This is a genomic window from Magnetospirillum fulvum, assembly GCF_900108475.1.
Lineage (GTDB): Bacteria > Pseudomonadota > Alphaproteobacteria > Rhodospirillales > Magnetospirillaceae > Phaeospirillum > Phaeospirillum fulvum_A.
The window spans coordinates 245,626-268,422 of sequence record NZ_FNWO01000003.1 but is presented as its reverse complement, the minus strand read 5'-3'; the positions used below and the strand labels follow the sequence as shown (position 1 = coordinate 268,422).

At 65.9% G+C, this 22,797-nt stretch carries 19 protein-coding genes; 9 read left to right on the top strand and 10 right to left on the bottom strand.

All coding sequences use genetic code 11. The features are described 5' to 3' along the window. Positions 1 to 159: 159 nt before the first annotated feature. Genes BLW40_RS05190 through radA form a run of 4 tightly spaced genes read right to left on the bottom strand, consistent with a single transcriptional unit; the run spans position 160 to position 4,455 of the window. A complete protein-coding gene (locus tag BLW40_RS05190) occupies positions 160 to 888 on the bottom strand; it encodes an SDR family NAD(P)-dependent oxidoreductase (protein ID WP_074766224.1) in 729 nt (242 codons plus the stop codon). Next, positions 888 to 2,348 carry an amidophosphoribosyltransferase gene (gene purF / locus BLW40_RS05185; RefSeq protein WP_074766222.1) on the bottom strand — a complete coding sequence of 487 codons (1,461 nt, stop codon included), beginning with the start codon at positions 2,346 to 2,348 and terminating at the stop codon, positions 888 to 890. The genes BLW40_RS05190 and purF overlap by 1 nt, the downstream gene beginning before the upstream one ends. Before the next feature lie 9 nt (positions 2,349 to 2,357). Beyond that, a complete protein-coding gene (locus tag BLW40_RS05180) occupies positions 2,358 to 3,059 on the bottom strand; it encodes a CvpA family protein (RefSeq protein ID WP_074766220.1) in 702 nt (233 codons plus the stop codon). A 22-nt stretch (positions 3,060 to 3,081) separates the two neighbouring features. Beyond that, positions 3,082 to 4,455 (bottom strand): DNA repair protein RadA, encoded by a 1,374-nt coding sequence (gene radA / locus BLW40_RS05175; protein ID WP_074766218.1) that lies wholly within the window; start codon positions 4,453 to 4,455, stop codon positions 3,082 to 3,084. 154 nt (positions 4,456 to 4,609) lie between these two features. Here radA and BLW40_RS05170 point away from each other — a divergent pair, with 154 nt between their 5' ends. Further along, positions 4,610 to 5,902, top strand: coding sequence for an NCS2 family permease (locus BLW40_RS05170; RefSeq protein WP_074766215.1), 1,293 nt, complete (start codon positions 4,610 to 4,612; stop codon positions 5,900 to 5,902). A 79-nt stretch (positions 5,903 to 5,981) separates the two neighbouring features. On the opposite strand, the gene BLW40_RS05165 is transcribed toward BLW40_RS05170, so the two are convergent. Then, positions 5,982 to 6,851 (bottom strand): division plane positioning ATPase MipZ, encoded by an 870-nt coding sequence (locus BLW40_RS05165; protein WP_083386626.1) that lies wholly within the window; start codon positions 6,849 to 6,851, stop codon positions 5,982 to 5,984. 103 nt (positions 6,852 to 6,954) lie between these two features. Here BLW40_RS05165 and BLW40_RS05160 point away from each other — a divergent pair, with 103 nt between their 5' ends. From BLW40_RS05160 to lpdA, 7 genes are all read left to right on the top strand, one after another. Continuing rightward, positions 6,955 to 8,949, top strand: coding sequence for an ATP-binding protein (locus BLW40_RS05160; RefSeq protein WP_074766212.1), 1,995 nt, complete (start codon positions 6,955 to 6,957; stop codon positions 8,947 to 8,949). A 71-nt stretch (positions 8,950 to 9,020) separates the two neighbouring features. Beyond that, entirely contained in the window at positions 9,021 to 9,770 is a 750-nt protein-coding gene (locus BLW40_RS05155; protein WP_074766210.1) for a GGDEF domain-containing protein, read from the top strand. 177 nt (positions 9,771 to 9,947) lie between these two features. After that, positions 9,948 to 10,259 (top strand): FtsB family cell division protein, encoded by a 312-nt coding sequence (locus BLW40_RS05150; protein WP_244511060.1) that lies wholly within the window; start codon positions 9,948 to 9,950, stop codon positions 10,257 to 10,259. Between the two features lie 102 nt (positions 10,260 to 10,361). After that, on the top strand, positions 10,362 to 11,378 hold the full coding sequence (pdhA, locus tag BLW40_RS05145; protein ID WP_074766208.1) for a pyruvate dehydrogenase (acetyl-transferring) E1 component subunit alpha: 1,017 nt from the start codon (positions 10,362 to 10,364) through the stop codon (positions 11,376 to 11,378). A gap of 16 nt (positions 11,379 to 11,394) precedes the next feature. Continuing rightward, positions 11,395 to 12,753, top strand: a complete 1,359-nt coding sequence (locus BLW40_RS05140; protein WP_074766206.1) for a pyruvate dehydrogenase complex E1 component subunit beta — start codon at positions 11,395 to 11,397, stop codon at positions 12,751 to 12,753. Next, positions 12,753 to 13,658 (top strand): 2-oxo acid dehydrogenase subunit E2, encoded by a 906-nt coding sequence (locus BLW40_RS05135; RefSeq protein ID WP_074766204.1) that lies wholly within the window; start codon positions 12,753 to 12,755, stop codon positions 13,656 to 13,658. The genes BLW40_RS05140 and BLW40_RS05135 overlap by 1 nt, the downstream gene beginning before the upstream one ends. A gap of 15 nt (positions 13,659 to 13,673) precedes the next feature. Then, entirely contained in the window at positions 13,674 to 15,062 is a 1,389-nt protein-coding gene (lpdA, locus tag BLW40_RS05130) for a dihydrolipoyl dehydrogenase (RefSeq protein WP_074766203.1), read from the top strand. 207 nt (positions 15,063 to 15,269) lie between these two features. On the opposite strand, the gene BLW40_RS17885 is transcribed toward lpdA, so the two are convergent. Together BLW40_RS17885 and BLW40_RS05120 are read right to left on the bottom strand one after the other, a co-directional pair. Beyond that, positions 15,270 to 15,959: a phosphatidylserine decarboxylase gene (locus tag BLW40_RS17885; protein ID WP_074766377.1), complete on the bottom strand. Its 690-nt coding sequence runs from the start codon at positions 15,957 to 15,959 to the stop codon at positions 15,270 to 15,272. Between the two features lie 716 nt (positions 15,960 to 16,675). Next, positions 16,676 to 17,452: a phosphatidylserine decarboxylase gene (locus BLW40_RS05120; protein ID WP_074766202.1), complete on the bottom strand. Its 777-nt coding sequence runs from the start codon at positions 17,450 to 17,452 to the stop codon at positions 16,676 to 16,678. Positions 17,453 to 17,623: 171 nt separating this feature from the next. Between BLW40_RS05120 and BLW40_RS05115 the strand changes: the two genes are divergently transcribed. Beyond that, positions 17,624 to 18,091, top strand: a complete 468-nt coding sequence (locus BLW40_RS05115; RefSeq protein WP_244511059.1) for a hypothetical protein — start codon at positions 17,624 to 17,626, stop codon at positions 18,089 to 18,091. A gap of 67 nt (positions 18,092 to 18,158) precedes the next feature. Here BLW40_RS05115 and BLW40_RS05110 read toward each other — a convergent pair whose 3' ends face one another. The 3 genes from BLW40_RS05110 to BLW40_RS05100 form a co-directional block, all read right to left on the bottom strand. Then, the gene (locus BLW40_RS05110) at positions 18,159 to 19,793 is read right to left on the bottom strand and encodes a hypothetical protein (RefSeq protein ID WP_074766198.1); all 1,635 of its coding nucleotides are present in this window, start codon (positions 19,791 to 19,793) and stop codon (positions 18,159 to 18,161) included. 170 nt (positions 19,794 to 19,963) lie between these two features. Then, positions 19,964 to 21,343, bottom strand: a complete 1,380-nt coding sequence (nhaD, locus tag BLW40_RS05105) for a sodium:proton antiporter NhaD (protein ID WP_074766196.1) — start codon at positions 21,341 to 21,343, stop codon at positions 19,964 to 19,966. A gap of 8 nt (positions 21,344 to 21,351) precedes the next feature. Continuing rightward, entirely contained in the window at positions 21,352 to 22,665 is a 1,314-nt protein-coding gene (locus tag BLW40_RS05100; protein ID WP_074766193.1) for a hemolysin family protein, read from the bottom strand. Positions 22,666 to 22,797 lie beyond the last annotated feature (132 nt).

The following is a 22,797-nucleotide window of genomic DNA, read 5'->3' as shown; positions in this document are numbered from 1 at the left end:
CTGTTTTCAAGACGTTGCGCCGACCGGCAAACCCCATCCATGGGGATAACTCATCCTCCGCCGGGGGCGCAAGCCCGAAGAGGCGGGAGCGAGCGGCCCGCAAGGGTGGCCCCATCCGAAACCCTCGGCAAGGCCGTCCCTTGCGGCGAAGCCTCTGGATCAGGCCGTCAGGTCGGCGGCGAGGACACGGTCGCCATGCCGCTCGCACGAGGGCAGGCACAGCGCCAGGAACGCCCCGGCCACCGCGTCGGGCTGGGTCAACCGGGTCTGGTCTTCGCCGGGATAGGCGATGGTCCGCAACCGGGTGGCGACCGGGCCGGGATCAAGCAGGTTGATCCGCAAGGACGTGACGTTGGCGACCTCGGCCGCCCAGCAACGCACCATCGCCTCCAGACCGGCCTTCGACGCGGCATAGCCGCCCCAGAAGGCAGGAGCCTCGTGCGCCTCGGCAGCGGCGGTGAACACGGCGCGGCCCGCCTCGGACATCCGCAGCAGCGGGTCCATCGCCCGGATCAGACGCCAATTGGCGCTGAGGTTGACGGCGATCATCTCGTCCCAAACGCGGGGTTCGAGATGGGCGACCGGCCGCAGCCCGCCGCCGACCACCCCGGCATTGCCGACCAGGGCGTCAAGACGGCCCCAGCGGTCGAAGATCGCGGCGGCAACGCGGTCGATCACATCCGGAGTCCGCACATCCTCGGGCACCAGCACCAGCGGCTTGCCGCCCTTGGCGCGAATCTCGTCGTCGAGTTCCTCCAGCGAGGGCTGATTGCGGGCGATCGCGATGATCTCCGCCCCTTCGGCAGCGAAACGCCGCACCACGGCGGCACCGATTCCCCGCGACGCGCCGGTGACCAGCGCGACCTTACCCGCGAGCAGCCCCGACATCAGGCATTGTCCTCCGTCAACAGGGACAATTGCTCGATCTCGCCGCCATTGTCGATGAAATCGGTCGGCCGCACCGGATAGTCGCCGGTGAAACAGGCGTCGCAATAATGCGGCAGGGCGGCATCGCGGCCGGGTTCGCCGACGGCGCGGTAAAGGCCGTCGAGCGAGATGAAGGCCAGCGAATCGACCCCGATCAGGCGGGCCATTCCCTCGACATCGTGACGGGCGGCCAGCAGCTTGCTCCGCTCCGGCGTGTCGATGCCGAAATAGCAGGAATAGGTCGTGGGCGGGCTGGAAATCCGCATGTGGACCTCGGTCGCCCCGGCCTGACGCACCATCTCGACGATCTTGCGGGACGTGGTGCCGCGCACGATCGAATCATCGACCAGCACCACCCGCTTTCCGGCCAGCGAGGCGCGGTTGGCGTTGTGCTTCATCTTGACGCCGGTATGGCGGATGCTGTCGGTCGGCTGGATGAAGGTGCGGCCGACATAATGGTTGCGGATGATGCCCAGTTCGAACGGCACTCCCGCCTCGGCGGCATAGCCGATCGCGGCCGGCACGCCGGAATCGGGCACCGGCACCACCAGATCGGCCTCGACCCCGCTTTCACGGGCCAGTTCGGCGCCGATGCGCTTGCGCACCTCATAGACGCTGATGCCTTCGATCATCGAGTCCGGACGGGCGAAATAGATGTACTCGAAGATGCAGAAGCGGCTGGGATGCTTGGCGAACGGCTTCAGCGAGCGGACGCCCTCGGCCGACAGGATCACGATCTCGCCCGGTTCGACGTCGCGGACGAATTCCGCCCCGATGATGTCGAGCGCGCAGGATTCCGAGGCCAGCACCCAGCTCTTTTCCATCCGACCCAGACAGAGCGGACGGATGCCGAGCGGATCGCGGACACCGATCACCGAATCCGGCGTCAGCGCGACCAGGGAATAGGCCCCTTCGACCTGACGCAACGCGTCGATCAGCCGGTCCTCGACCGTCGAATAGAGGCTGATCGCGATCAGATGGATGATCACTTCGGTGTCGGTGGTCGATTGGAACAGACAGCCGCGCCGGACCAGTTGGCGACGTAGCGCCATTGCGTTGGTCAAATTGCCGTTATGGCCGAGCGCAAGTCCGCCAAACTCCATCTCGGCGAACAGCGGCTGGACGTTGCGCAGCAGGGTCTCGCCGGTGGTCGAATAGCGGACATGGCCGACGGCCATCGTCCCCTTCAGCTTGCGGATCACCGATTCGTTGCCGAAATTATCTTCGACATGGCCGAGGCCGCGGTGATTGTGGAACTGGTGACCGTCGTAAGTGACGAGTCCGGCCGCTTCCTGGCCGCGATGTTGCAGCGCGTGCAACCCGAGCGCGGTGTGAGCCGCCGCCTCCGGGTGGCCGAAGATGCCGAACACCCCGCACTCTTCATGCAGGTGGTCGTCGTCGAAAGGATGGGTGGTCAGCATCGGGGGATCCTACTGATTGCCGCGGATCAGCCGCTCCATCTGGGCGCGGCTTTCGCTGTCGTAGACTGGGGCCGGACGGGCTGGAGCGGGTGTGGCGCCCGGAGCCACGGTAGAGGGTACGGCCGGTTGGGGGGAAACGAATTTCTGGAAGGTCTGCTCCGCCTCGATCATCTGGCGGGTTTCGGACGAGACGCTGCGGGCCTTCAACTCGGCTTGGCCGAATCCTTCGGGCGCCAGCGCCTTCAACATATTGCCGCCGCGCTCGAGCCAGGGGCGGCTGCGCGCCTCGGCCAGCCACGCCGGATAATGGTCGGGACGGTCGAACAGCCACGCGGCGGCGAGAAAGGCCAGCGACAGCAGCACCGCGCCGCGCGCCAGACCGAACACGAAGCCGAGCGAGGAATCGACACTGTTCATCGCACTTTGGCGGACGCGGTCGGACACCCGTTTGGTCACCAGCGACAGAACCAGCAGGGTGACCAGGAACAGGCTGGCCCCGGTCGCGGCGTCGGCGGCCCATGGCACGCCGATCTGGGAGCGGAAAAACGGCTGGAGCGTCGAGAACCCGTACAGGGTGGCGAATATCGCGCCGACCCACGAGGTGATCGAGAGGACTTCCTGGACAAAGCCGCGCAGGAAGGCAAACCCGGCCGAGCCGAGCAGAACCCCGATCACGACAACATCGACCACGGTGATATTGAGGTTTCCCATGCGCCCTGTTTCCAATCGACGGCTATGCCGGGCGGAACAGCCCCAACACGTCCTGAAGATGCCCGACGGTGCGGATCGTCAACGGCCCGGACGACGCTCCCACCGATTTGTCCCGGCGCGGCCTGGACGGCACCATCGCCTGGGCGAAACCCAGCTTGGCGGCCTCCTTCAACCGAAGGTCAGCCTGGGCCACGGCACGAATTTCGCCCGACAGCCCGACCTCGCCGAACACGACCATATCGGCCGGAACCGGTACGTCTGACGACGAGGACACCAAAGCCGCCGCCACCGCGAGATCGGCCGCCGGTTCGGTGATGCGCAATCCGCCTGCGACGTTCAAATAAACGTCATTCCCCGACAAAGCAAGCCCGCAACGGGCGTCGAGCACCGCCATCACCATCGCCAGACGGCCGGTATCCCACCCGACCACGGCACGGCGCGGCGAAGACAGCGAAGAGGGCGCCACCAGCGCCTGAATTTCGACCAGCATCGGTCGGCTGCCCTCGATCCCGGCATAGACGCACGAGCCCGACACATTGCCCCGCCGCTCGGCCAGAAACAGCGCCGAGGGATTGGCGACCTCGGACAGGCCGCGCTCGGTCATCTCGAACACCCCGATCTCGTCGGTCGCGCCAAAGCGGTTCTTGGTCGCGCGCAGGATACGGAACTGGTGGCCGCGATCCCCTTCGAAGTAAAGCACGGTATCGACCATGTGTTCCAGCACGCGAGGACCGGCGATGGTACCTTCCTTGGTGACGTGGCCGACCAGGAACAGGACGAAGCCGCGCCGCTTGGCCAGACGGATCAATTCGGCGGCGGCGGCGCGAACCTGACTAACCGTCCCGGGCGCGGCCTCGATGCTGTCGGCGTAAACCGTCTGGATCGAATCGATCACCACCACGTTGGGAGCATCGGGACCGTCGAGGGTGGCAACGATATCGCGCAGACTGGTCGCCGAGGCCAGCGCCACCCCGGCCTGGGCATGGCCCAGCCGGTGGGCGCGCATCCGCACCTGATCGACCGCTTCTTCACCCGATATATAGGCAACCTTGGCCCCGGCGGAAAGGGCCGCGCTGGCCTGAAGCAGCAAGGTCGATTTGCCGATGCCGGGATCGCCGCCGACCAGCAGGCACGAGCCGGGCACCAGCCCACCGCCGCAGACCCGGTCCAGTTCGCCGATACCGGTGATCAGGCGCGGCAGCGGGGCGGAATTGCCCTCCAGCGCGACGAAATCGATTCGCCGCCCCTTGCCGCCCGACAGCCCCTTGGGGATCTCGTCGCGGGTGGCTTCCTCCAGGATCGAGTTCCACGCCCCGCAGGCTTCGCACTTGCCCGCCCACTTGGTGGTGACGGACCCGCATTCCTGACAGACGAAACGAGGAGAGGCTTTGGCCAAGACGATCCGGCTTTGCGGTCATGGAGAAGCGGGCAACCTTATCATCGGAACATTGGAGCAACAATGTGAAAAGCGCTCGCGTGATCGGCCTTGGCTCCCGTCGCCTTGTGGGGTATCCCTGACACCGATTATTCACCGGGGGGTGGGGGAATCCATGCTGGAGCGTCTGTTCGCGATCAAGGCTCAGGGAAGCTCGGTATCGACCGAGATTCTGGCCGGGCTGACCACCTTTCTGACGATGGCCTATATCATCATCGTCAACCCGGCGATCCTGGCCGAGGCCGGGATGGATCACGGCGCGGTGTTTGCCGCGACCTGTCTGGCGGCGGCGGCGGGCAGCCTGCTGATGGGGCTGTTGGCCAATTATCCGATCGCGCTGGCGCCGGGAATGGGGCTGAACGCCTATTTCACCTATACCGTGGTGTTGGGGCTGGGCCATTCCTGGCAGGTCGCCCTGGGCGCGGTGTTCGTCTCGGGGCTGCTGTTTCTCGCCTTGGCGCTGTCTCCGGCGCGCGAGACGATCATCGACGCGATTCCCCATTCGCTGAAACTGGCGATCTCGGCCGGGATCGGGCTGTTTCTCGGCACCATCGCGCTCAAGAACGCCGGATTGATCGTCGCCCATCCCAGCACCCTGGTTACCCTGGGCGATCTGCACCAGCCGCCGGTCCTGCTTGCCATCGTCGGCTTTCTGATCATGGTCGCCCTTGACGCCCGCAAAGTCCCCGGCGCGATCCTGATCGGCATCCTCGGCACGGCGGCGGCGGGGATGGCGCTGGGGGTCAGCCCGTTCGGCGGCATCGTCTCCCCTCCCCCCCCGATTGCCCCGACCTTCCTCGCGATGGATGTCCGGGGCGCGCTCGATCTCGGGCTGGTCGCGATCATCTTCGCCTTCCTGTTCGTCGTCGTGTTCGACAATGCCGGAACCCTGGTCGGGCTGGCCCACCGCTCCGGGCTGCTGGATACAGGCGGCAAGCTGCCCCGCACCGGACGGGTGCTGATCGCCGACGCCCTGGCCGCGACCGGCGGAGCGGCGCTCGGCACCTCCCCCACCACCAGCTATATCGAGAGCGCCGCCGGGATCAAGGCGGGTGGACGCACCGGGCTCACCGCAATCACCGTCGCCGCTTTGTTCCTGCTGGCGCTGTTCTTCAGCCCGCTGGCGGCGTCGGTGCCGCCCTATGCCACCGCCCCGGCGCTGCTGTTCGTCGCCTGCGTGATGACCGGCAGCCTCTCCGGAATCGAATGGGACGACGTCACCGAGGCGGTTCCGGCGACGATCACCGCGCTGGCGATGCCGCTGACCTTCTCGATCGCCGACGGGATCACCTTCGGGCTGATTTCCTTTGCCGCGATCAAGCTGTTGTCTGGACGCGGGCGCGAGGTCGGTGTGACGGTGTGGCTGCTGGCGGCGGCGGCGCTGGCGAAACACGCTTTCGTTGGCTAAAGCCGTTATTTATCCCCCTCGCCGGGCGTGCCCTCCGGGCACTTGGCCGCGGCCTCAATGGCCGCCATCATATGGAGCATTATGTGTGACCAACGATGCTCTGTGGAACCGGATCGCGCAGGCGGTCGAGCCGCTCGGCGACGCGGGGCAGCCACAATTCGCCCAGCAAGGCGCACACCTCGTCGCGGGCGGCGCGGTGCGACTTCGTCATCTCCAGTCCGATTCCGGCCTGATCGAGATCAAGCACGGTCAGCCCCCACAGGAACAGATAGCGATAGATCATCCGCTCGCCGAACCCGTCGGCGAGACGAAAGCCCAGCACCTTCTGCATCGCGGGCAGCAGGTCGGCCATCATCAGCTTGTTGCGGTCGGACAGAGTCGATAGGCGCGAGCGGGTTACCACCCAATCAATGCCAGAGCGATGGCGTCGCCGCCGCTCGCGGCGCAAATCCCACACCAGATCGGCATAGGGACCGGCCTGAACCAGCGTGCGGTTAACCGGATCGAGCCGCCCCAGCAGATCGAGATCGAGCAGGCTGTCGTTGATCGGGGTAATCAGGGTATCGGCGTGGATGTGGGCGTGACGGGCCAGCGGGACATCGGAGCCGGGGCAATCGACGACGACGAACTCGCAATCGGTGGCGAGATCGTCGAGAGCCCGGTCAAAGCCCGCGCTTTCCTCGGCCACCGCCCCCGCTTTCGAATCGATGTCGGAGGCGGCGACACCCGCCATTCGGGGCATCGGCAGCGCGACCCCGGTCCGGCCGACCCAGCCGACCCGGTTGGCGACATAGCGACCGAGCGATTGCTGACGGTGATCGAGATCGATGCAGCCGACGCGAAACCCCAGCCGCATCAGTCCCACCGTCACATGCATCGCGACCGTGGTCTTACCCGACCCGCCTTTTTCATTGCCGATCACCACCACATGCGCGCGCGGCCCCACCACCCATGTCCTCCCGTTCCGGGGGCGGACCTCGCCCCGCGCGAAGGGTCATGCTACACTAAATCATGGGGAGCAGGATGCCCCATCCCTGGTTTAAGGCGATGTCATGACCCGTTCCGGCCCGTTCGGCTCCTCAGCCCGCTCTCTCGATGGCGAGGAGGTGTCCGCATTGTTCTGCGGATCACGGGCCGAGATTCTGGCCGAACTCGATTGCCTGACCTGGCAGCGTGAAATGCTGCCTGACGGCACCATCCGCTATCCGTGGATTTCCGACAAGACTGCCCGCACCCTTGGCTTCGCCCGTGAAATTCTCACCGTCACCGCCGACGGCGCGTTGGGAGGAATCCACTGGGCCGACCGCGACACCTATCTGGCGGCGATCCGGGAATCCGCCCGCACCCTGACCCCCTGCCGCCTTGATTTCCGCGTCATCACCGCCAGCGACGAAACCCGCTGGCTGCGCGAATCCTCGCGCCCGCGCCGGGCGGCGGACGGACGGATCGTCTGGGATGGGGGCTGGCTCGACAACACTCGCCAGGTCCGCGCCGAATTCCATCACCAGACCCTGATGGATCACGCCCAGGATTGCATCTTCATTCTGTCCAACGACGACCGGGTGACATGGTGCAATTCCGCCGCGCGCAGGAGTTTCGGGCTTGGCCCCGACGAAGGCCCCGGCCTGCCCTTCGCCGATCTGATCGAACCGGGCGCACCGTCACCGGTGGCGCTGGCGGCGGCCGATCCCGACGCGCCCGACCGCCCGATCGAGAACGAGATGATGGGGCGGCGGCGCGACGGATCGCGCTTCCCGTTCGATATGACCGTCAGTGAATTGCGCAGCGACGGACGGCTGTCGCTGATCGTGATCGGCCGCGACATCACTAGGCGGCGCGACGCCGAACGCAAGCTGGCGGAAAGTGAACGCCGCCTGCGTCTGACCTTCGTTACCGCCGCGCTGGGGATTGTCGTCGTGACGATGGACGGCACCATCCGCTTTTGCAACCCGGCGTTCGAGAGCATGGCCAACGACGGCGAGTCCAGCCTGCTCGGTACCAACCTGCGCAGCTTCATTCCCGACGAATTGCTGCCGCCGCCATCGCGGATTCCCCCGGCAGGGATGTCGTTCGCCCTGCTCTGCTCGCCCCGGCTTGCCGACGGAGTCGAACGTCACTGGCGGATGACCGGCACCCGCTATCCCGCCGCACCCGACGAGCCCGAACCGTCGCTGCTGTTCTTCATCGAGGACGTCACCGAGCCGACCCGGATCGTCCACGAGCGCCGTCAGCTCGAACTCCTGCTGAACGAAGGGCAGAAACTCGAAGCATTGGGACGTCTGGCCGGCGGCATCGCTCACGAACTGAACAACATGCTGGGGCCGATCCTGATGGGGGCCGAGATGATTGCCCGCACCGCCACGCTGGACGAGCGCAACGCCGAGCGCTGCGGGCGGATCATCGACGCCGCGAAGAACAGCCGCGACATCGTCCGCAACGTGCTGGCCTATTGCCGCAAGGAGAGCAAGATCCTCCAACCGGTCGATCTGGTCCGGGTGTTCGACGATTTCACCGCGATGGCGGCCTCGACCCTGCCGCCGTCGATCAAGGTGGAGCGGCGGCGCGAGATCGACAGCGCCACAATCATCGGCGATGCCGGGCAATTGCAGCAAGTGCTGCTCAATCTCGTCAACAACGCCCGCGATGCGATGGAGGGCCACGGCACCCTGACCCTGTCGCTGATCGCGCTCGACCCGGCCGCGTTGGCGGCGCTGATCGCCGCCGGACGCGACCGCCGCAGCGAGACGAACAGCGCCGACCCGCCGCTCAATCCGCTCTCGACCCTTTCGCCCACCGCCCATTACGTCAAGATCAGCATCGCCGATACCGGCAGCGGAATGGATGCGGCGACGGTCGCCCGTATCTTCGATCCGTTTTTCACCACCAAGCCGGTCGGCCAGGGCACCGGGCTGGGGCTGTCGGTGGTGCAGAACCTGATCAAGGGGATGGGCGGCGTCGTTAGCGTCGAAAGCGATCCCGGAGCGGGATCGATCTTCCGGGTCGTGCTGCCGATCGCCGAGACGGAGATGGCGGTTGCGACCATTTGATACAGTTTGTCAATATTTGTGATACAGTTTCAGCTTGTTTGTGTTCGGCCCTTGACCAGAAAGGTTAAGGAATGGCCAACGAGTTCCGCACCGACCCGCTGATCCCCATCGCCCCGGCCAAAGGGAGCGGGCACGAACGCGACTCGCCAGGGTTCGGCCATGCCCCTTCTTCTCAGCATTCGCCCTACCCCCCATCGGAGCCGCCGCGCACCGAGCATTCGACCAACGACGTCGCCTCGATCCTCGGCCTGCCCGAATCGGTAGTAACTCCGGCGGTAATGAAGTCGATTACCGGATTGTTGGGCGAGCTTGACCGGCTGCGCTGGGTCGATTCTCACTATCGTCGCCGTCTGTCCTATCTGGAAACCCTGGCCGATCAGGACGCCCTGCTTCCGATCTCGAACCGGCGCGGCTTTATCCGGACGCTGGACGCGTTGCTGGGATCGGGACACGCCGACGGAACCCTGGTGGTGCTGCACGTCGCCGGAATAGAACTGATCCGCCAGCAGGATGGGATCGCGGCGGGTGATGCCGCGCTCCGCCACATCTGCGCCACTCTGATCGGAGGCTTGCGGACCACCGATCCGCGGGGATTGCTGGGCGGCAGCGATTTCGCTCTGGTGTTGGTAGCCACCAATCTGGCGATGGCGCGGACCAAGGTGCGCGAGATCATGGAGCAGATCAACCTGCTGCCCTTTGTCTGGCAGGGCCAGTCGCACAGTTTCGCCATGTTCTCGGGCTATCACGTCTTAGCGACAGGCGAGAGCGCCGAAACGGCTCTGGTGGCGGCGGATGCGGCCAGACGCGGCGTGGCAAGTTGAAACGCTGCGGGCGTGAACAGTCGCGTTCCCTCTCTGTTCATCGGGTCAATGTGGTATAAATCACAGAGGCCAGATCGGCTTGCATGTTTTGCCCGAAACCTCGTGAAGTTTGACGAAATCTACTTATTCTCCGAGCGGCTATTGACGGGGTAATTCGGGCTGTGATTTCATCCCGCCATGATTCAGGATATTCGCCGCTATCTTCGTCACATTGCCGGACCCCTGGTCGGTGTCAGCGCGGTCGTCTATTTCGCTTATCACACGGTTGAGGGTGATCGTGGGATTCGCGCGTGGCTGCGCCTGCAAGACGAGATTCTCGCGGCGGAGATGCACCTGGCCAAGGTTTCGTCGGAACGGCGCGATATGGAGCACCGGGTTCTGCTGTTGCGGCCCGATCATCTCGACCAGGATATGCTGGAAGAACGCGCCCGCATCATGCTCAACATGAGCAAAGACGGCGATATCGTCGTGTTCGACCGCCGCCGATAACCGCGCCGCTGCGTCGAATTCCCTTTGCTCCCCTTGCGGAGCGGCCTGCAATGCTCCACCTTTGGATATAAGCTCTTCGCTCAAATCCGCAGGGGAGTTTTTATGGCTTCCAAGACCCGCTCGCCGTCTCCCATCCCGCCCCCGACCCCCGCCACCCCCCCGCCCGAAGAATTGTTGCGGCTGTACCGCTCGATGCTGCTGATCCGCCGCTTCGAGGAAAAGGCCGGACAATTGTACGGGATGGGACTGATCAACGGGTTCTGTCACCTCTATATCGGTCAGGAAGCGGTGGTCGCCGGGATGCAGGCGATGGCCGGACCGGCGGATTCCTGCATCACCAGCTATCGCGATCACGCCCACATGCTGGCCTGCGGGCTGGACCCCAAGGGGGTGATGGCCGAACTGACCGGACGCTCGGGCGGCTATTCGCGCGGCAAAGGCGGCTCGATGCATATGTTCAGCCGCGAGCATCGGTTCTATGGCGGCCATGGCATCGTCGGAGCCCAGGTGCCGCTGGGGATTGGTCTGGGCTTTGCCCACCAATACAGAAACGATGGCGGCGTCGCCCATGTCTATCTCGGCGACGGCGCGGTCAACCAGGGCCAGGTCTACGAATCCTTCAACATGGCCGCGCTGTGGAAGCTGCCGGTGGTGTTCGTGATCGAGAACAATCTGTACGCAATGGGCACCGCCTCGGCCCGCCATGCCGCTGGCGACGAATTGTGCGCCCGCGGGGCCGCCTATGGCATTCCCGGCGAACGGATCGACGGAATGAACGTGCTGTCGGTGCGCTCGGCAGCGGCCCGCGCCCTGGCCTATGCCCGCGCCGGAGCCGGTCCGTTCATCCTCGAAATGATGACCTATCGCTATCGCGGCCATTCGATGTCCGATCCAGCCAAATATCGCAGCAAGGAAGAGGTGTCCAACATGCGGGAACACCACGATCCGATCGACCGGCTGCGCCAGATCCTGCAAGACCAGGGCGTGATCGACGAGGCCGGGCTGAAGGAAATCGACCGGACGATCAAGGCCAGCGTCGCCGCCGCCGCCGATTTCGCCCAGGCCAGCCCCGAACCTGCCGCGTCGGAATTGTGGACCGACGTTCTGTCCGAAGCCTGAGCGGAGACCGCCACCCATGCCGATCGAGATTCTGATGCCGGCGCTGTCGCCGACGATGCGCGAAGGACGGCTGGCCCGCTGGCTGAAGGCCGAAGGCGATGCGGTCAAATCCGGCGATGCCTTGGCCGAGATCGAAACCGACAAAGCGACGATGGAGCTGGAATCGATCGAGGACGGTATTCTCGGCCGCATCCTGGTTCCCGCCGAAACCGACGGAGTCGCGGTCAACACGCCGTTGGCCCTGCTGCTGGTGGACGGTGAAACGCTGCCCGACGCCAATGCGGCTCCCCCCTCTCCCCAGCCTGCCCCGCCCCCGGCGGCCGCTCCCGCGGCTCCGGTTGCCGTGTCCGCCGCCCTCCCCGCTGCGCCGCTGGCGACCCATCGCCAGACCGTGCGCGAGGCCCTGCGCGACGCGATGGCCGAGGAGATGCGCCGCGACCCCGACGTCTTTCTGTTGGGCGAGGAGGTCGGCCAGTATCAGGGGGCCTACAAGATCAGCCAGGGCTTGCTCGACGAATTCGGGCCGAAGCGGGTGGTCGATACCCCGATCACCGAAATGGGCTTCACCGGGCTAGCCTGCGGGGCCGCCTTCACCGGTTTGAAGCCGATCGTCGAGTTCATGACGTTCAACTTCTCGCTTCAGGCGATCGACCATATCCTCAATTCGGCGGCCAAGACCCGCTATATGTCGGGGGGGCAATTGTCCTGTCCGATTGTCTTTCGCGGTCCCAACGGTGCCGCTGCCCGGGTCGGGGCCCAGCATAGCCAGGATTTCTCGTCCTGGTACGCCCATTGCCCCGGCCTGAAAGTGGTCGCGCCGTGGAGCGCCGCCGACGCCAAGGGCCTGCTGAAAACGGCGATCCGCGACCCCAACCCGGTGGTGGTGCTGGAAAACGAGTTGTTGTACGGCCAGACCTTCGACGTCCCCGACGATCCCGATTTCGTGATCCCGTTCGGCCAGGCCGAGATTGTCCAGAGCGGCCGCGACATCACCCTGGTGGCGTGGTCGCGGATGGTTCAGGTCGCGCTCGACGCCGCCCAGACCTTGAAGGCCGAGGGGATCGAGGCCGAAGTCATCAACCTGCGCTCGTTGCGTCCGCTCGACATCGACACCCTGGTCGCCTCGGTACAAAAGACCAACCGGATTTTGACTGTCGAGGAAGGCTGGCCGGTCGCCGGACTCGCCGCTGAAATCGCCGCCCAGATCGTCGAACGCGCCTTCGACTGGCTCGACGCGCCGCCGAGCCGGGTGTGCGGTGCCGACGTGCCGCTGCCCTATGCCGCCAATCTGGAACATCTGGCCCTGCCCCAGCCCGATACGGTCGCCGCCGCCGCCCGCACCTTGTGCAACCGGACAAGCGAAGGAGGCGCGTGATGAGCCAGCCTCCCCGCCTGTTCGCCAGCCCGCTGGCCCGCCGTCTTGCCGCCGCCGCCGGGATCGACCTTGCCACCCTGACCGGCAGCGGCCCGCACGGGCGGATCGTCAAAGCCGATGTCGAGGCGGCCAAGGCCGCTCCCCGTCCGGCTCCGCCCGTCCCTGCCGCTGCGCCCGCGCCCGCGCCTGTGCCTCAGGCTCCAGGGGTGACGGCCCCGGCGACCGGCTATACCGATCTCCCGCTCTCGCCGATGCGCCGCACGATTGCCCGCCGCCTGACCGAGGCGAAGGCGACGATTCCCCACTTCTACCTCACCGTCGATATCGAGATGGATGCGGTGCTGGCGTTGCGCGAGCAGCTCAACACCCGGCTCGCCCCCGACAAGCTGTCGGTCAACGATTTCATTTTGCGCGCGGTCGCGCTGGGCCTGCGCGCGGTGCCCGAGGCCAATGCCGCCTGGGCCGAAACCGCGATCCGCCGCTTCACCGAGATCGACATCGCCATTGCGGTCGCGACGCCCGAAGGACTGATTACCCCGATTGTCCGGCAGGCCGACCGCAAGGGACTGGGCGAACTCTCCGCCGAGGTCAAGGCGCTGGCCGCCCGCGCCCGCGACGGCGGGTTGAAGCCCGAAGAGTATCAGGGTGGTGGCTTCACCATCTCGAATCTCGGCATGTATGGCGTGCGCGAGTTCGCCGCGATCATCAACCCGCCCCAGGCCTGCATCCTGGCCGTTGGTGCCGCCGATCCCCGCCCCGTCGTCAAAGCAGGCGCGCTGGCGGTGGCGACAATGATGAGCGTGACCTTGTCGGTCGATCATCGGACGGTGGACGGCGCGACCGGTGCCCGCTTCCTCGCCGCACTGAAGGGTCTGCTCGAAGACCCGCTGCGGATGATGCTGTAGAAAAGAGAGAGTGCCATGGCCGAAAGCACAAGCGACCTGATCGTGATCGGGGGAGGACCGGGTGGCTATGTCGCCGCGATCCGCGCCGCCCAGCTTGGCCTCTCCGTTACCCTGATCGAGCGGGCGCATCTGGGCGGTATCTGCCTCAATTGGGGCTGCATCCCGACCAAGGCCCTGCTGCGCTCGGCCGAGATTTACCGCCTGATGGGCGAGGCGGACTCGTTTGGCTTGTCAACCGGTCCGCTGGGCTTCGACCTCGACCGCATCGTCGCCCGCTCGCGCGATGTCGCCGGGCGGCTTCAGGCCGGGGTGCGCCATCTGCTGAAAAAAAACAAGGTGACGGTGATCGAAGGCAGCGCCCGCCTGAGCGGGCCGGGCCAAGTCGCGGTCGAGGGCAAAGGCGCGTTCACTGCGCCCCACATCATCCTGGCGACCGGCGCGCGCGCCCGTCTGCTGCCCGGCTTTGAACCCGATGGCCGCTTCCTGTGGAGCTACCGCGAGGCGCTGACCCCCGACATCTTGCCCAAGCGTCTGGTGGTAATCGGGTCCGGCGCGATCGGGATCGAATTCGCCAGCTTCTTCGCCGCCTTCGGCTCCGAGGTGACGGTGGTCGAAGCGCTCGACCGCATCCTGCCGGTCGAGGATCAGGAAATCTCGGCGCTGGCCCGGACCGCATTCGAGCGCCAGGGGATACGCATTCACACCGGGGCCAAGGTCGTCGGCCTGACGCGGCACGAGTCCCACGTCGAAATCGCGGCCGAGGCCGGGGGGCAATCGCTGCGCCTGCCCGCCGATCGGGTCATCGTCGCGATCGGCATCACCGGCAATGTCGAGGAGATCGGGCTCGACACCACCCGCGCTCGGGTTGAAAAAGGCCATATCGTCACGGATTCGCTGTGCCGGACCGATCAGCCCGGCCTCTATGCGATTGGCGATGTTGCCGGTCCGCCCTGGCTTGCCCACAAGGCCAGCCACGAAGGCGTGCTGTGCGTCGAAGCGATCGCCGGACTGACCGGCCTGCATCCGATCGACCCTCGGCACATTCCCGGCTGCACCTACGGCCATCCCCAGATCGCCTCGGTCGGACTGACCGAAGCCGCCGCGCTGGCCCAGGGCCACACGCTGCGCATCGGTCGCTTTCCCTTTGCCGCCAACGGCAAGGCCATCGCGCTGGGCGAAGCCGACGGGCTGGTCAAGACCGTGTTCGACGCCACCAGCGGCGAGTTGCTGGGGGCTCACATCATCGGCCCCGAAGCGACCGAAATGATCCAGGGCTACGCCGTCGCCGGAACCCTGGAAGCGACCGAGGCCGAGTTGATCGCCACCATCTTCCCCCACCCCACCTTGTCCGAAGCGATGCACGAAGCCGTTCTGGCCGCCTTTGGCCGGGCGTTGCATATTTAAAGCTCCGCTGCGCGGCCGGGCTATCGCCCGGACCGATTTGGAGGCGAACGCCTCCAAACCTCCATTTCCTTTATATATCAATGAATTGAAGATAGAGTGGGGTCGGGGGAAAACGCCCCCGAAAGACGTCCACCCAGCGCGTATTAAAAGAAAAGGGCCGCGCGGCCCAAAGGCGGCGCGGCCCCAATCGTAACCCGACCGAACGATTTAGCGGGTGGTCCCGATCCGGGCCGGTTCCGCCGAGGTGAGATCGGCCAACACCGTCTCGCCCGCAATCGCGGTCTGGCCGACCACGACCAAGGGCTTGGCCCCCTCGGGGAGATAGATGTCGAGACGGCTGCCGAAACGGATCAGGCCGAAACGCTCACCCACCTTGACCTTCTGACCGTCCTTCAGATCGTTGCTGATCCGACGCGCCACCAGACCGGCGATCTGGACGAAAGCGATGTCGCGGCCGTCTTCCAGGGTCAGCCGCACCGCGACGCGTTCGTTATGCTCGCTGGCCTTGTCGAGCGAGGCATCGAAGAACTTGCCGGGACGATAGGCGGTCCGGGCGACGGTGCCGTTGGCGGGAACGCGGTTCACATGGACGTTGAACACATTCATGAACACGCGGACGACCGGACGCGGCGCGGGGCCAAAGCCCAGTTCCGCCGGCGGAACCGCCTGTTCGACGGTCTGAACCACACCATCGGCAGGCGAAATCACCAGACCGGGGCGAACCGGAACCACCCGCTTCGGATCGCGGAAGAACCAGGCGCACCACACGGCGAACAGCAGGGACAGCGTTCCGAGGAAGCCCCAGATGGCGCCCAGCACCAGCCAGCCGATCAGACCGGCACCGACGAACAGCCAGCCTTCGCGGTTAATCCCGAGAAAAGCGGGCTTGGCCGCCAGCTTGCCGCCGGGGGTCTGGGGCCGCACCACGATGGCGGGCTCCGCCTTGGCGACGGGAGCGGAAGCGACAGGCGCGGGCTTGACTTCGACCGGCGCAGGCTTCGGCGCGGCAGCGGCCGGAGCAGGCTTGACTTCGACCGGCGCGGGCGCGGACGGCGCGGCCTCAGCGGCCGGAGCAGGCTTGACTTCGACCGGCGCGGGCGCGGACGGCGCGGCCTCAGCGACCGGAGCGGGTTTGACTTCGACCGGCGCGGGCGCGGGCGGCGCGGCCTCAGCGACCGGAGCGGGCTTTGCCTCGACCGGAGCGGGCGCGGGCTTCGGCGCGGCAACCGGAGCGGACTTGGCCGGAGCCGCAGAAGCGGCAGCGGCGGGCTTGGGCGTGGCCGCAGCCTTCGGCGCGGCAGACTCTGCGCCAGCCGGTTTGGCGGCGGCAGGTTTGGTCTTGGACAGAGCGGACGTATCGCCGCCCTGGTGGTTTTTTCCACTTTTGCGGGACATAACTCCCCCCTTACGTGATCGGCCCCGCCGGGCAGGAAACCCTCCCCCGTTCGCGAGGAACGAAGGAGGGTCATTCAGGCTTAATCGTAAGGCCGGTTGCCCGATGAAGAGTGCCCCCCTAGGGCAGTCGTTTCGAGCCCCCTGCGCCGGTCGGGTGGAGACGCGACCCCCACACGACCGACATCCGGTCCGGCCCCACCCGCCGGGCCGGGTTCGATTTAAGCGAGTTCGGCCAGAACCGTCTCGCCGGCGATGATCGACTGGCCGGGAGCCACGGTCGCCGCCACGCCTTCGGGCAGATAGACGTCAACGCGGGTAACCAGCTGGCCGAGCGAGAAGCTGGAAGACGCCTTGGCGGCATCCTTCGCTTCGGCGGAAGCTTCGCCCTTGAAACGCTTCACCAGATCCTTGATCGGATCGAGGCTGAAGCGGGAGATACCGGCGCGCTGACCGGCCTTGACCGGCTGGCCTTCGACCAGATCGTTGCTGATGTGACGAACGACCAGACCGGCAACCTGAACGACGGCGACCGGGCGGTTGTTGGCAGCAGCGACGACAACACCGAGACGATCGTTCTCGGAATCGGCAGCGTCACGCGAGGCGTCTTCGAAAACACCGGCGACCTCGACGGTCTTGGTGACCTTGCCCTCGACCGGGACGCGATTGACATGTACATTGAGCAGATTACGCAGCAGGGTCACCCGCACCCGCGGCTTGTCGCCCAGGCCCAGTTCGGCCGGCGGCGCGACGGTCGCGACGGTCTTGACCACACCATCAGCCGGGCTCACGACGACACCGTCACGAGACGGGGTCACGCGTTCCGGATCACGGAAAAACCAGACGCTCCAAACGGTAGCGAAGAATCCCAGCCACCCCAGCAACCCCCAAATCTGACCCAGCACCCACGCCACCACGGCGAAGAGCGCAATGAAAAGCCACCCTTCACGGTTCACGGGGAACGACAGGTACTTGGTCAGTGAATTTTCCTCGGCCATTTCCACCCCTCCGGATCATGTATCCCGCCGGATGCGTCGGGACATGGCACCTTATACACCCGGTCTTTTGGATTTTCATCCCGAAAAACAGCATGCATAGTAAGGGCTTTGGGGCTCGTAACGTAGGTGGGCATGACGAAAATAATGAGTTTAGGGTCTGGAGGATGGGCTTTGCCGATCGACCCGGGTTCGGTGTTGCGCGACGGAAGCGGCAACGCCCTCCCGCTCGCCGACGGGACCACCCAATTTGACTTCCATTACCGTGACATTCGCTTCGCCGGGCGGGTCGAGGTCGATCATGGGTGCGTGACCCTCCGCGTCGTCGGCGATGTCGGCCCGATGCCCTATTCCGCCGAATCGACCCAGGCCCGCGCCGGTCTGGCCCGCATCTGCGCCGTCGCCAACGAGTCGCTGGCGGGGGCTCGGCTGCGGGTGGCCCAGGGTCGGATTTTGCTCGGCACCGACCTCAGGCTGGAAACACCGCCGACCGCGACCGCCCTGGTTTCGGCAATCGTCGAATTCCTGTTGCCGGCGCGGCCTTACTTGGAATTGATTGCGGTTTACTTGCGGCCGCCTCTGGCTCCGGCGCGAAGTGGCGAAACCGCGCTACAGCCTGAATGGCGCAAACGGCCGCGCTGACGCCCGCACCGGACGCACGGTCGGACAACAGCGCGAGAGCCCCGCGCCATTGCCCGACCGGCTCAAATCAGGCCGACAGAACCTTGAGGCTGTCGCGAGTCGCCCGCGCCGACCGTTCGATCCAGCGATCCTGTAGAACGGTGACGTCGAGAGTCCGCTGGGTCGAGTGAACCAGCGGCGACAGGCATTGCTCGGCGGCGGAGAAGAATTCCTCGACCACCCCGTCGAGAATGCGGTCATGGGTGGTAACGGTGTCGGCCATCAGCCCATCCAGCCGGGTCAGGATGCGGGCACGGCGGCGACGCGCCGCGCGAATCCGGCGTTTTTCCGGGCTGGCCAACCATTTGTAAATCCCCGCCAGCAACATCGGCGCCCCCAAGGCGGCGGCCAAAGTCAGCGCCTCTGGTGCCAGATCCTGGAGCGTCAGCGCCTCCAGCAGCACTTCGTAGGCCCCGACGCAGATCACCAGGGCGCCGACGACCAGCACGATGTTGGCCAGCAGATCGCCGAACTCGAACAGCCGGGGCAGATTCTGGCCCAGCCAGGATTCGCGGCGGATCGACGGACTGGTGTTGCGACCGAACGGACGGGTGTGAATCGGATCGGCTTCGACGACGCTACCTGCCGTCGAGGGCAGAGCCAGACTGGCGCTGCGCTTGGGATCAATCGTCTTCATGAAGGTGGTGCGATTGGCGATCAGTTCCTCGCGGAACTGCATCAACTCTTCCTTCAGCAGGGTGATCTGGGATTCATAGCGGCGCTGCAACTCGCCATAGCGAAGCTGAACCGCGCGGCCATGGCCGCTATTGGCGAAGCTGTCCCAGATATCACGGTCGAGCGGATCGTCCTGGAACATCAGTTCGCGCACCACCAGATCGACCCCGTTGGCGGGATCGTCGAGGAAGGTGCGGACGTCCTCGCGAAAGGTTTCCTTCTGGAAGTCGATCCGCCGGATCATCGCCGCCAGCCGCTGTTCGATCTGGCGGACGTTGGCTGCAATCGACTGGCACAGGATTTCGGCCAGCTGGCGCTGCGGCCCCAGCGCCTCGCGCTGGGCCGACAACCGCTCGACCTGGGCCTCGATCCGGGGCGAAAGCTCGACGATCGAGGCGCGCAAAGCGGCCAGATTGGTGTTGCCCTCGGCCAGTTGCTCGCCGACCGAACGGGCCAGAGCGGTGTGGCCATGAGCCTGGGCAACGGCGAGGATCGCCAGCAGGCGTTCGTCCTCGCGCCGGTTGACCAGTCGGCTGAACGGGCTTGGCCGGGACGAGCGGCGACGGAGGCGGACCGGAGCGGCAATACCGAGCGACTCGATATCGACCTCAAGGCCCAGCGCGGCGGCGAACCGGGCAGCGGTGTCTTGGGCATCGTCGCCGCTGACCCGCAGCAGCGGCAGAGCGACCTCGAACCCGGCGCGGCGGACTTCTTCTTCCTGACCGCGCGCAGCCTCTCTCAACCGGCGCAGGGCGATTTCGAGCCCTTCCGGCGCGGCCAGCGCCCGAAGCGCGATCGCGGCGGGCATCGCCGGGTCTTCGGACTGGTCGGCCAGCGCAGTGGCGGCTTCGACCAAACACAGATATTCCGACGTCGTCACGGTGCCGTCCAGAACCGTGACGGCGGCCAAAGCCCGGGACAGAGCCGGGACAAGGCCACCTGCCTCGGTTTCGGCCTCCTCAACGCTCCTGATTTCCAGCTTGCGCATCTGACCCCCCAAAAAAAGCCCGTCCGGAGGCCCCCGGCCTCCCGTCCAAATGGAAATGCCGGCCACCGTCTCCCCGGACGATAACCTTCCACTGATCCCAGCGCCTGCCACTGTGTCGCCGACGTCCCCCGGCGTCAAGCGCCATGGTCGGGATTTCCGCCGTCAGAACATCAGAATAGGTCGGCATTGAGCCAGAGGTGAACCAGGATTCCGGCGGCATACCCGGCCACCACCGCCCAACTCCAGCGCAGATGCGCGGAAAAGGTATAGATCCCCCGCGCCTGACCCATCAAAGCGACACCGGCGGCCGACCCGATCGACAACAGACTGCCGCCAATCCCGGTGGTCAGGGTGATCAGCAGCCACTGCCCCAGCCCCATGTCGGGGTTCATCGTCAGCACCGCGAACATCAGCGGGATATTGTCGAAGATCGCCGACAGCACGCCGATCGCGATATTGGCGCTGGTCGGCCCCAACTGGTCATACAGCAGGTGCGAGGTCAGCGACAGATAGCCGAGCAGGCCGAGCGCGCCGACGCACATCATCACCCCGTAGAAGAACAGCAGCGTGTCCCATTCCAGCCGCGAGATGCGCTCGAACACGTCGAAATTCCACTCGGTCCGGGTGGGATCGCGGCGATAATGGCTGCGCAGCGTATAGGAATACAGTTGCAGCAAACCAAGCCCGCTCATCATTCCGATCACCGGCGGCAGATGCAGCGCCGAGTGGAAGGTAACGGTGATCGCGATGGTCACCCCGAACAAAGCGGCGATCCCCAGCGCCCCCGGCAGCATCACCACCGCCGCCCCGCGCGCATTGGGCGCGCCCGACGGCAAGGCGGGATGCATCAGCAGCGCCGGAATCACGAAGGTCGCGACGGCGGGCAGAAACAAGTGGAAGAAGTCGGCGAACGGCACCACGCCCTTCTGCCACACCATCAGGGTGGTGATGTCGCCGAACGGGCTGAACGCGCCCCCGGCATTGGCGGCGACGACAATATTGATGCAAGAGAGGGTGGTGAACCGCGGTTGATCCCGCCCGACCGCCAGCACCACCGCGCACATCACCAGCGCCGTCGTCATGTTGTCGGCCACCGGGGAGAGAAAGAAGGCGAGGATACCGGTCAGCCAGAACAGCGCCCGATAGCCAAAGCCCGACCGCACCAGCTTCGAGCGCAGGGCATCGAACACCCGGCGTTCCTCGAGCGCGTTGACATAGGTCATCGCCACCAGCAGGAACAGCAAAAGTTCGGCATATTCGAGGAAGACATGGCGCACCGCCGCGGTCAGCGCGTCGGACTGGCCGCGCCGGGCCAGTTCGACCGCGAGCAGGGTCCACATCAGCCCGGCGGCGACCACCACCGGCTTCGATTTGCGCAGGTGGGTGGATTCCTCGGCGATCACCAGGGCATAGGCCAGTACGAACAGCCCCAATCCAACCAGTCCGACCCAATGCCCGGTCAGATCGGGCAAAGCGGCGGGATCGGCCGCGAAAACAACCCCAGGCAGAACGGTCAGGGCCAGCCCCCAAACCGCTGCAACACACCGCATCGCCACCCTCATCCCGGGTCTCCCTCTTCGGCACCAACCCGGGCGAGCAAAACCTTGTCGATCCGGCGTCCATCCATGTCGATTACTTCGAACCGCCAGCCATTATCGATAAAATGATCCCCGGCCTCGGGGATCGCCCGTAGCCGCCACAGCACAAAGCCCGCGACGGTGGTGAAATCGCTCTCACCACCGCTCATGACCCGACACCCGGTCCGCTCGGCCGCCATATCGACGGCAACATCCCCGTCGAGCAGCCACGAACCGTCCTCGCGCCGGGTGATGCGGCCTTCGTAATCCTCGCCATGTTCGGCCAGGGTCCCCAGCACCGACAGCAGGATATCGGTCGCGGTGACGATCCCCTCGGCCTCGCCATATTCATCGACGACCAGCGCCATATGAATGCGCGAGCGTTTCAGCACGTCGAGCACCTGAAGCGCCGGGGCGGTGTCGGGCACCACCTCGATTGGCCGCACCGCCGCCACCGGGTCAAAGCCGCTGCCCGACATGAAGCCGTCCAGCAAATCCTTGGCCTGGATCACGCCGACGACGTCGTCGAGAGTACCGCGATAGGCCGGGAAGCGCGAATGCGGGCTTTCGCGGACGATCGCCTCGATCCGCTTCGGCTCCCATTCCAGGTCGATCCACACCACTTCACCGCGCGGAGTCATGATCGCCCGCGCCCGCCGGTCGCCAAAGCGCAGCACGCCCGAGATCATCTCCTGCTCGCGCGGGTCGATGACCCCGGCCTCGGTGCCCTCGGCGACCATCTCGCGCACCTCTTCCTGGGTCACCGTCGCGGCGTTGGCCCCACTCACCCCCAGCAGCCGCAGCGCCAGCCGGGTCGATCCCTCCAGCAGCCAGACAACCGGCGAGGCAATCGTCGCCATCAGCATCATCGTCGGCGCGACCAGGGCGGCGATCCGCTCCGGGTTCGACAAGGCGATCCGCTTGGGCACCAATTCGCCGACGATCAGCGAGGCATAGGTGATCAGGCTGACCACCACGGTGATCGACAGCGCGTCAGCCACCGGGGCCAACATTGGAAACTCGGCCAGCCACAGCGCCAGATGCCCGGCCAGGGTCGCGCCGGAATAAGTTCCGGCGAGAATACCGACCAGAGTGATGCCGATCTGGACGCAAGAGAGGAACCGGCCGGGATCGTCGGCCAGCCGCAGCGCCAGCGCGGCCCCCCGGCTGCCTTCGGCGGCCCGCGACGCCAGACGCTGGCGGCGCGACGACACGATCGCCATTTCCGACATGGCGAAAGCGCCGTTCAACAGGACAAGAAAGACGATGACGGCGATTTCGAAGGCCAGTGACATCGAGGGAAATACTATCCTTGCGGAAAGCGCATCAGGCGAAAGGTTGCGCCGGAACGGCACACCCCGTCTCGCCGAGCTGTGGGGGAATAAGGCATTATAGCCGCCCCGGACCCCGGCGCAATCCGCGTCACC

Coding starts and splice junctions, on each gene's coding strand:
- BLW40_RS05190 (WP_074766224.1), bottom strand. CDS start 888: ATGTCGGGGCTGCTCGCGGGTAAGGTCGCGCTGGTCACCGGCGCGTCG.
- purF (WP_074766222.1), bottom strand. CDS start 2,348: ATGCTGACCACCCATCCTTTCGACGACGACCACCTGCATGAAGAGTGC.
- BLW40_RS05180 (WP_074766220.1), bottom strand. CDS start 3,059: ATGGGAAACCTCAATATCACCGTGGTCGATGTTGTCGTGATCGGGGTT.
- BLW40_RS05170 (WP_074766215.1), top strand. CDS start 4,610: ATGCTGGAGCGTCTGTTCGCGATCAAGGCTCAGGGAAGCTCGGTATCG.
- BLW40_RS05160 (WP_074766212.1), top strand. CDS start 6,955: ATGACCCGTTCCGGCCCGTTCGGCTCCTCAGCCCGCTCTCTCGATGGC.
- BLW40_RS05155 (WP_074766210.1), top strand. CDS start 9,021: ATGGCCAACGAGTTCCGCACCGACCCGCTGATCCCCATCGCCCCGGCC.
- BLW40_RS05150 (WP_244511060.1), top strand. CDS start 9,948: ATGATTCAGGATATTCGCCGCTATCTTCGTCACATTGCCGGACCCCTG.
- pdhA (WP_074766208.1), top strand. CDS start 10,362: ATGGCTTCCAAGACCCGCTCGCCGTCTCCCATCCCGCCCCCGACCCCC.
- BLW40_RS05140 (WP_074766206.1), top strand. CDS start 11,395: ATGCCGATCGAGATTCTGATGCCGGCGCTGTCGCCGACGATGCGCGAA.
- BLW40_RS05135 (WP_074766204.1), top strand. CDS start 12,753: ATGAGCCAGCCTCCCCGCCTGTTCGCCAGCCCGCTGGCCCGCCGTCTT.
- lpdA (WP_074766203.1), top strand. CDS start 13,674: ATGGCCGAAAGCACAAGCGACCTGATCGTGATCGGGGGAGGACCGGGT.
- BLW40_RS05120 (WP_074766202.1), bottom strand. CDS start 17,452: ATGGCCGAGGAAAATTCACTGACCAAGTACCTGTCGTTCCCCGTGAAC.
- BLW40_RS05110 (WP_074766198.1), bottom strand. CDS start 19,793: ATGCGCAAGCTGGAAATCAGGAGCGTTGAGGAGGCCGAAACCGAGGCA.
- nhaD (WP_074766196.1), bottom strand. CDS start 21,343: ATGCGGTGTGTTGCAGCGGTTTGGGGGCTGGCCCTGACCGTTCTGCCT.
- BLW40_RS05100 (WP_074766193.1), bottom strand. CDS start 22,665: ATGTCACTGGCCTTCGAAATCGCCGTCATCGTCTTTCTTGTCCTGTTG.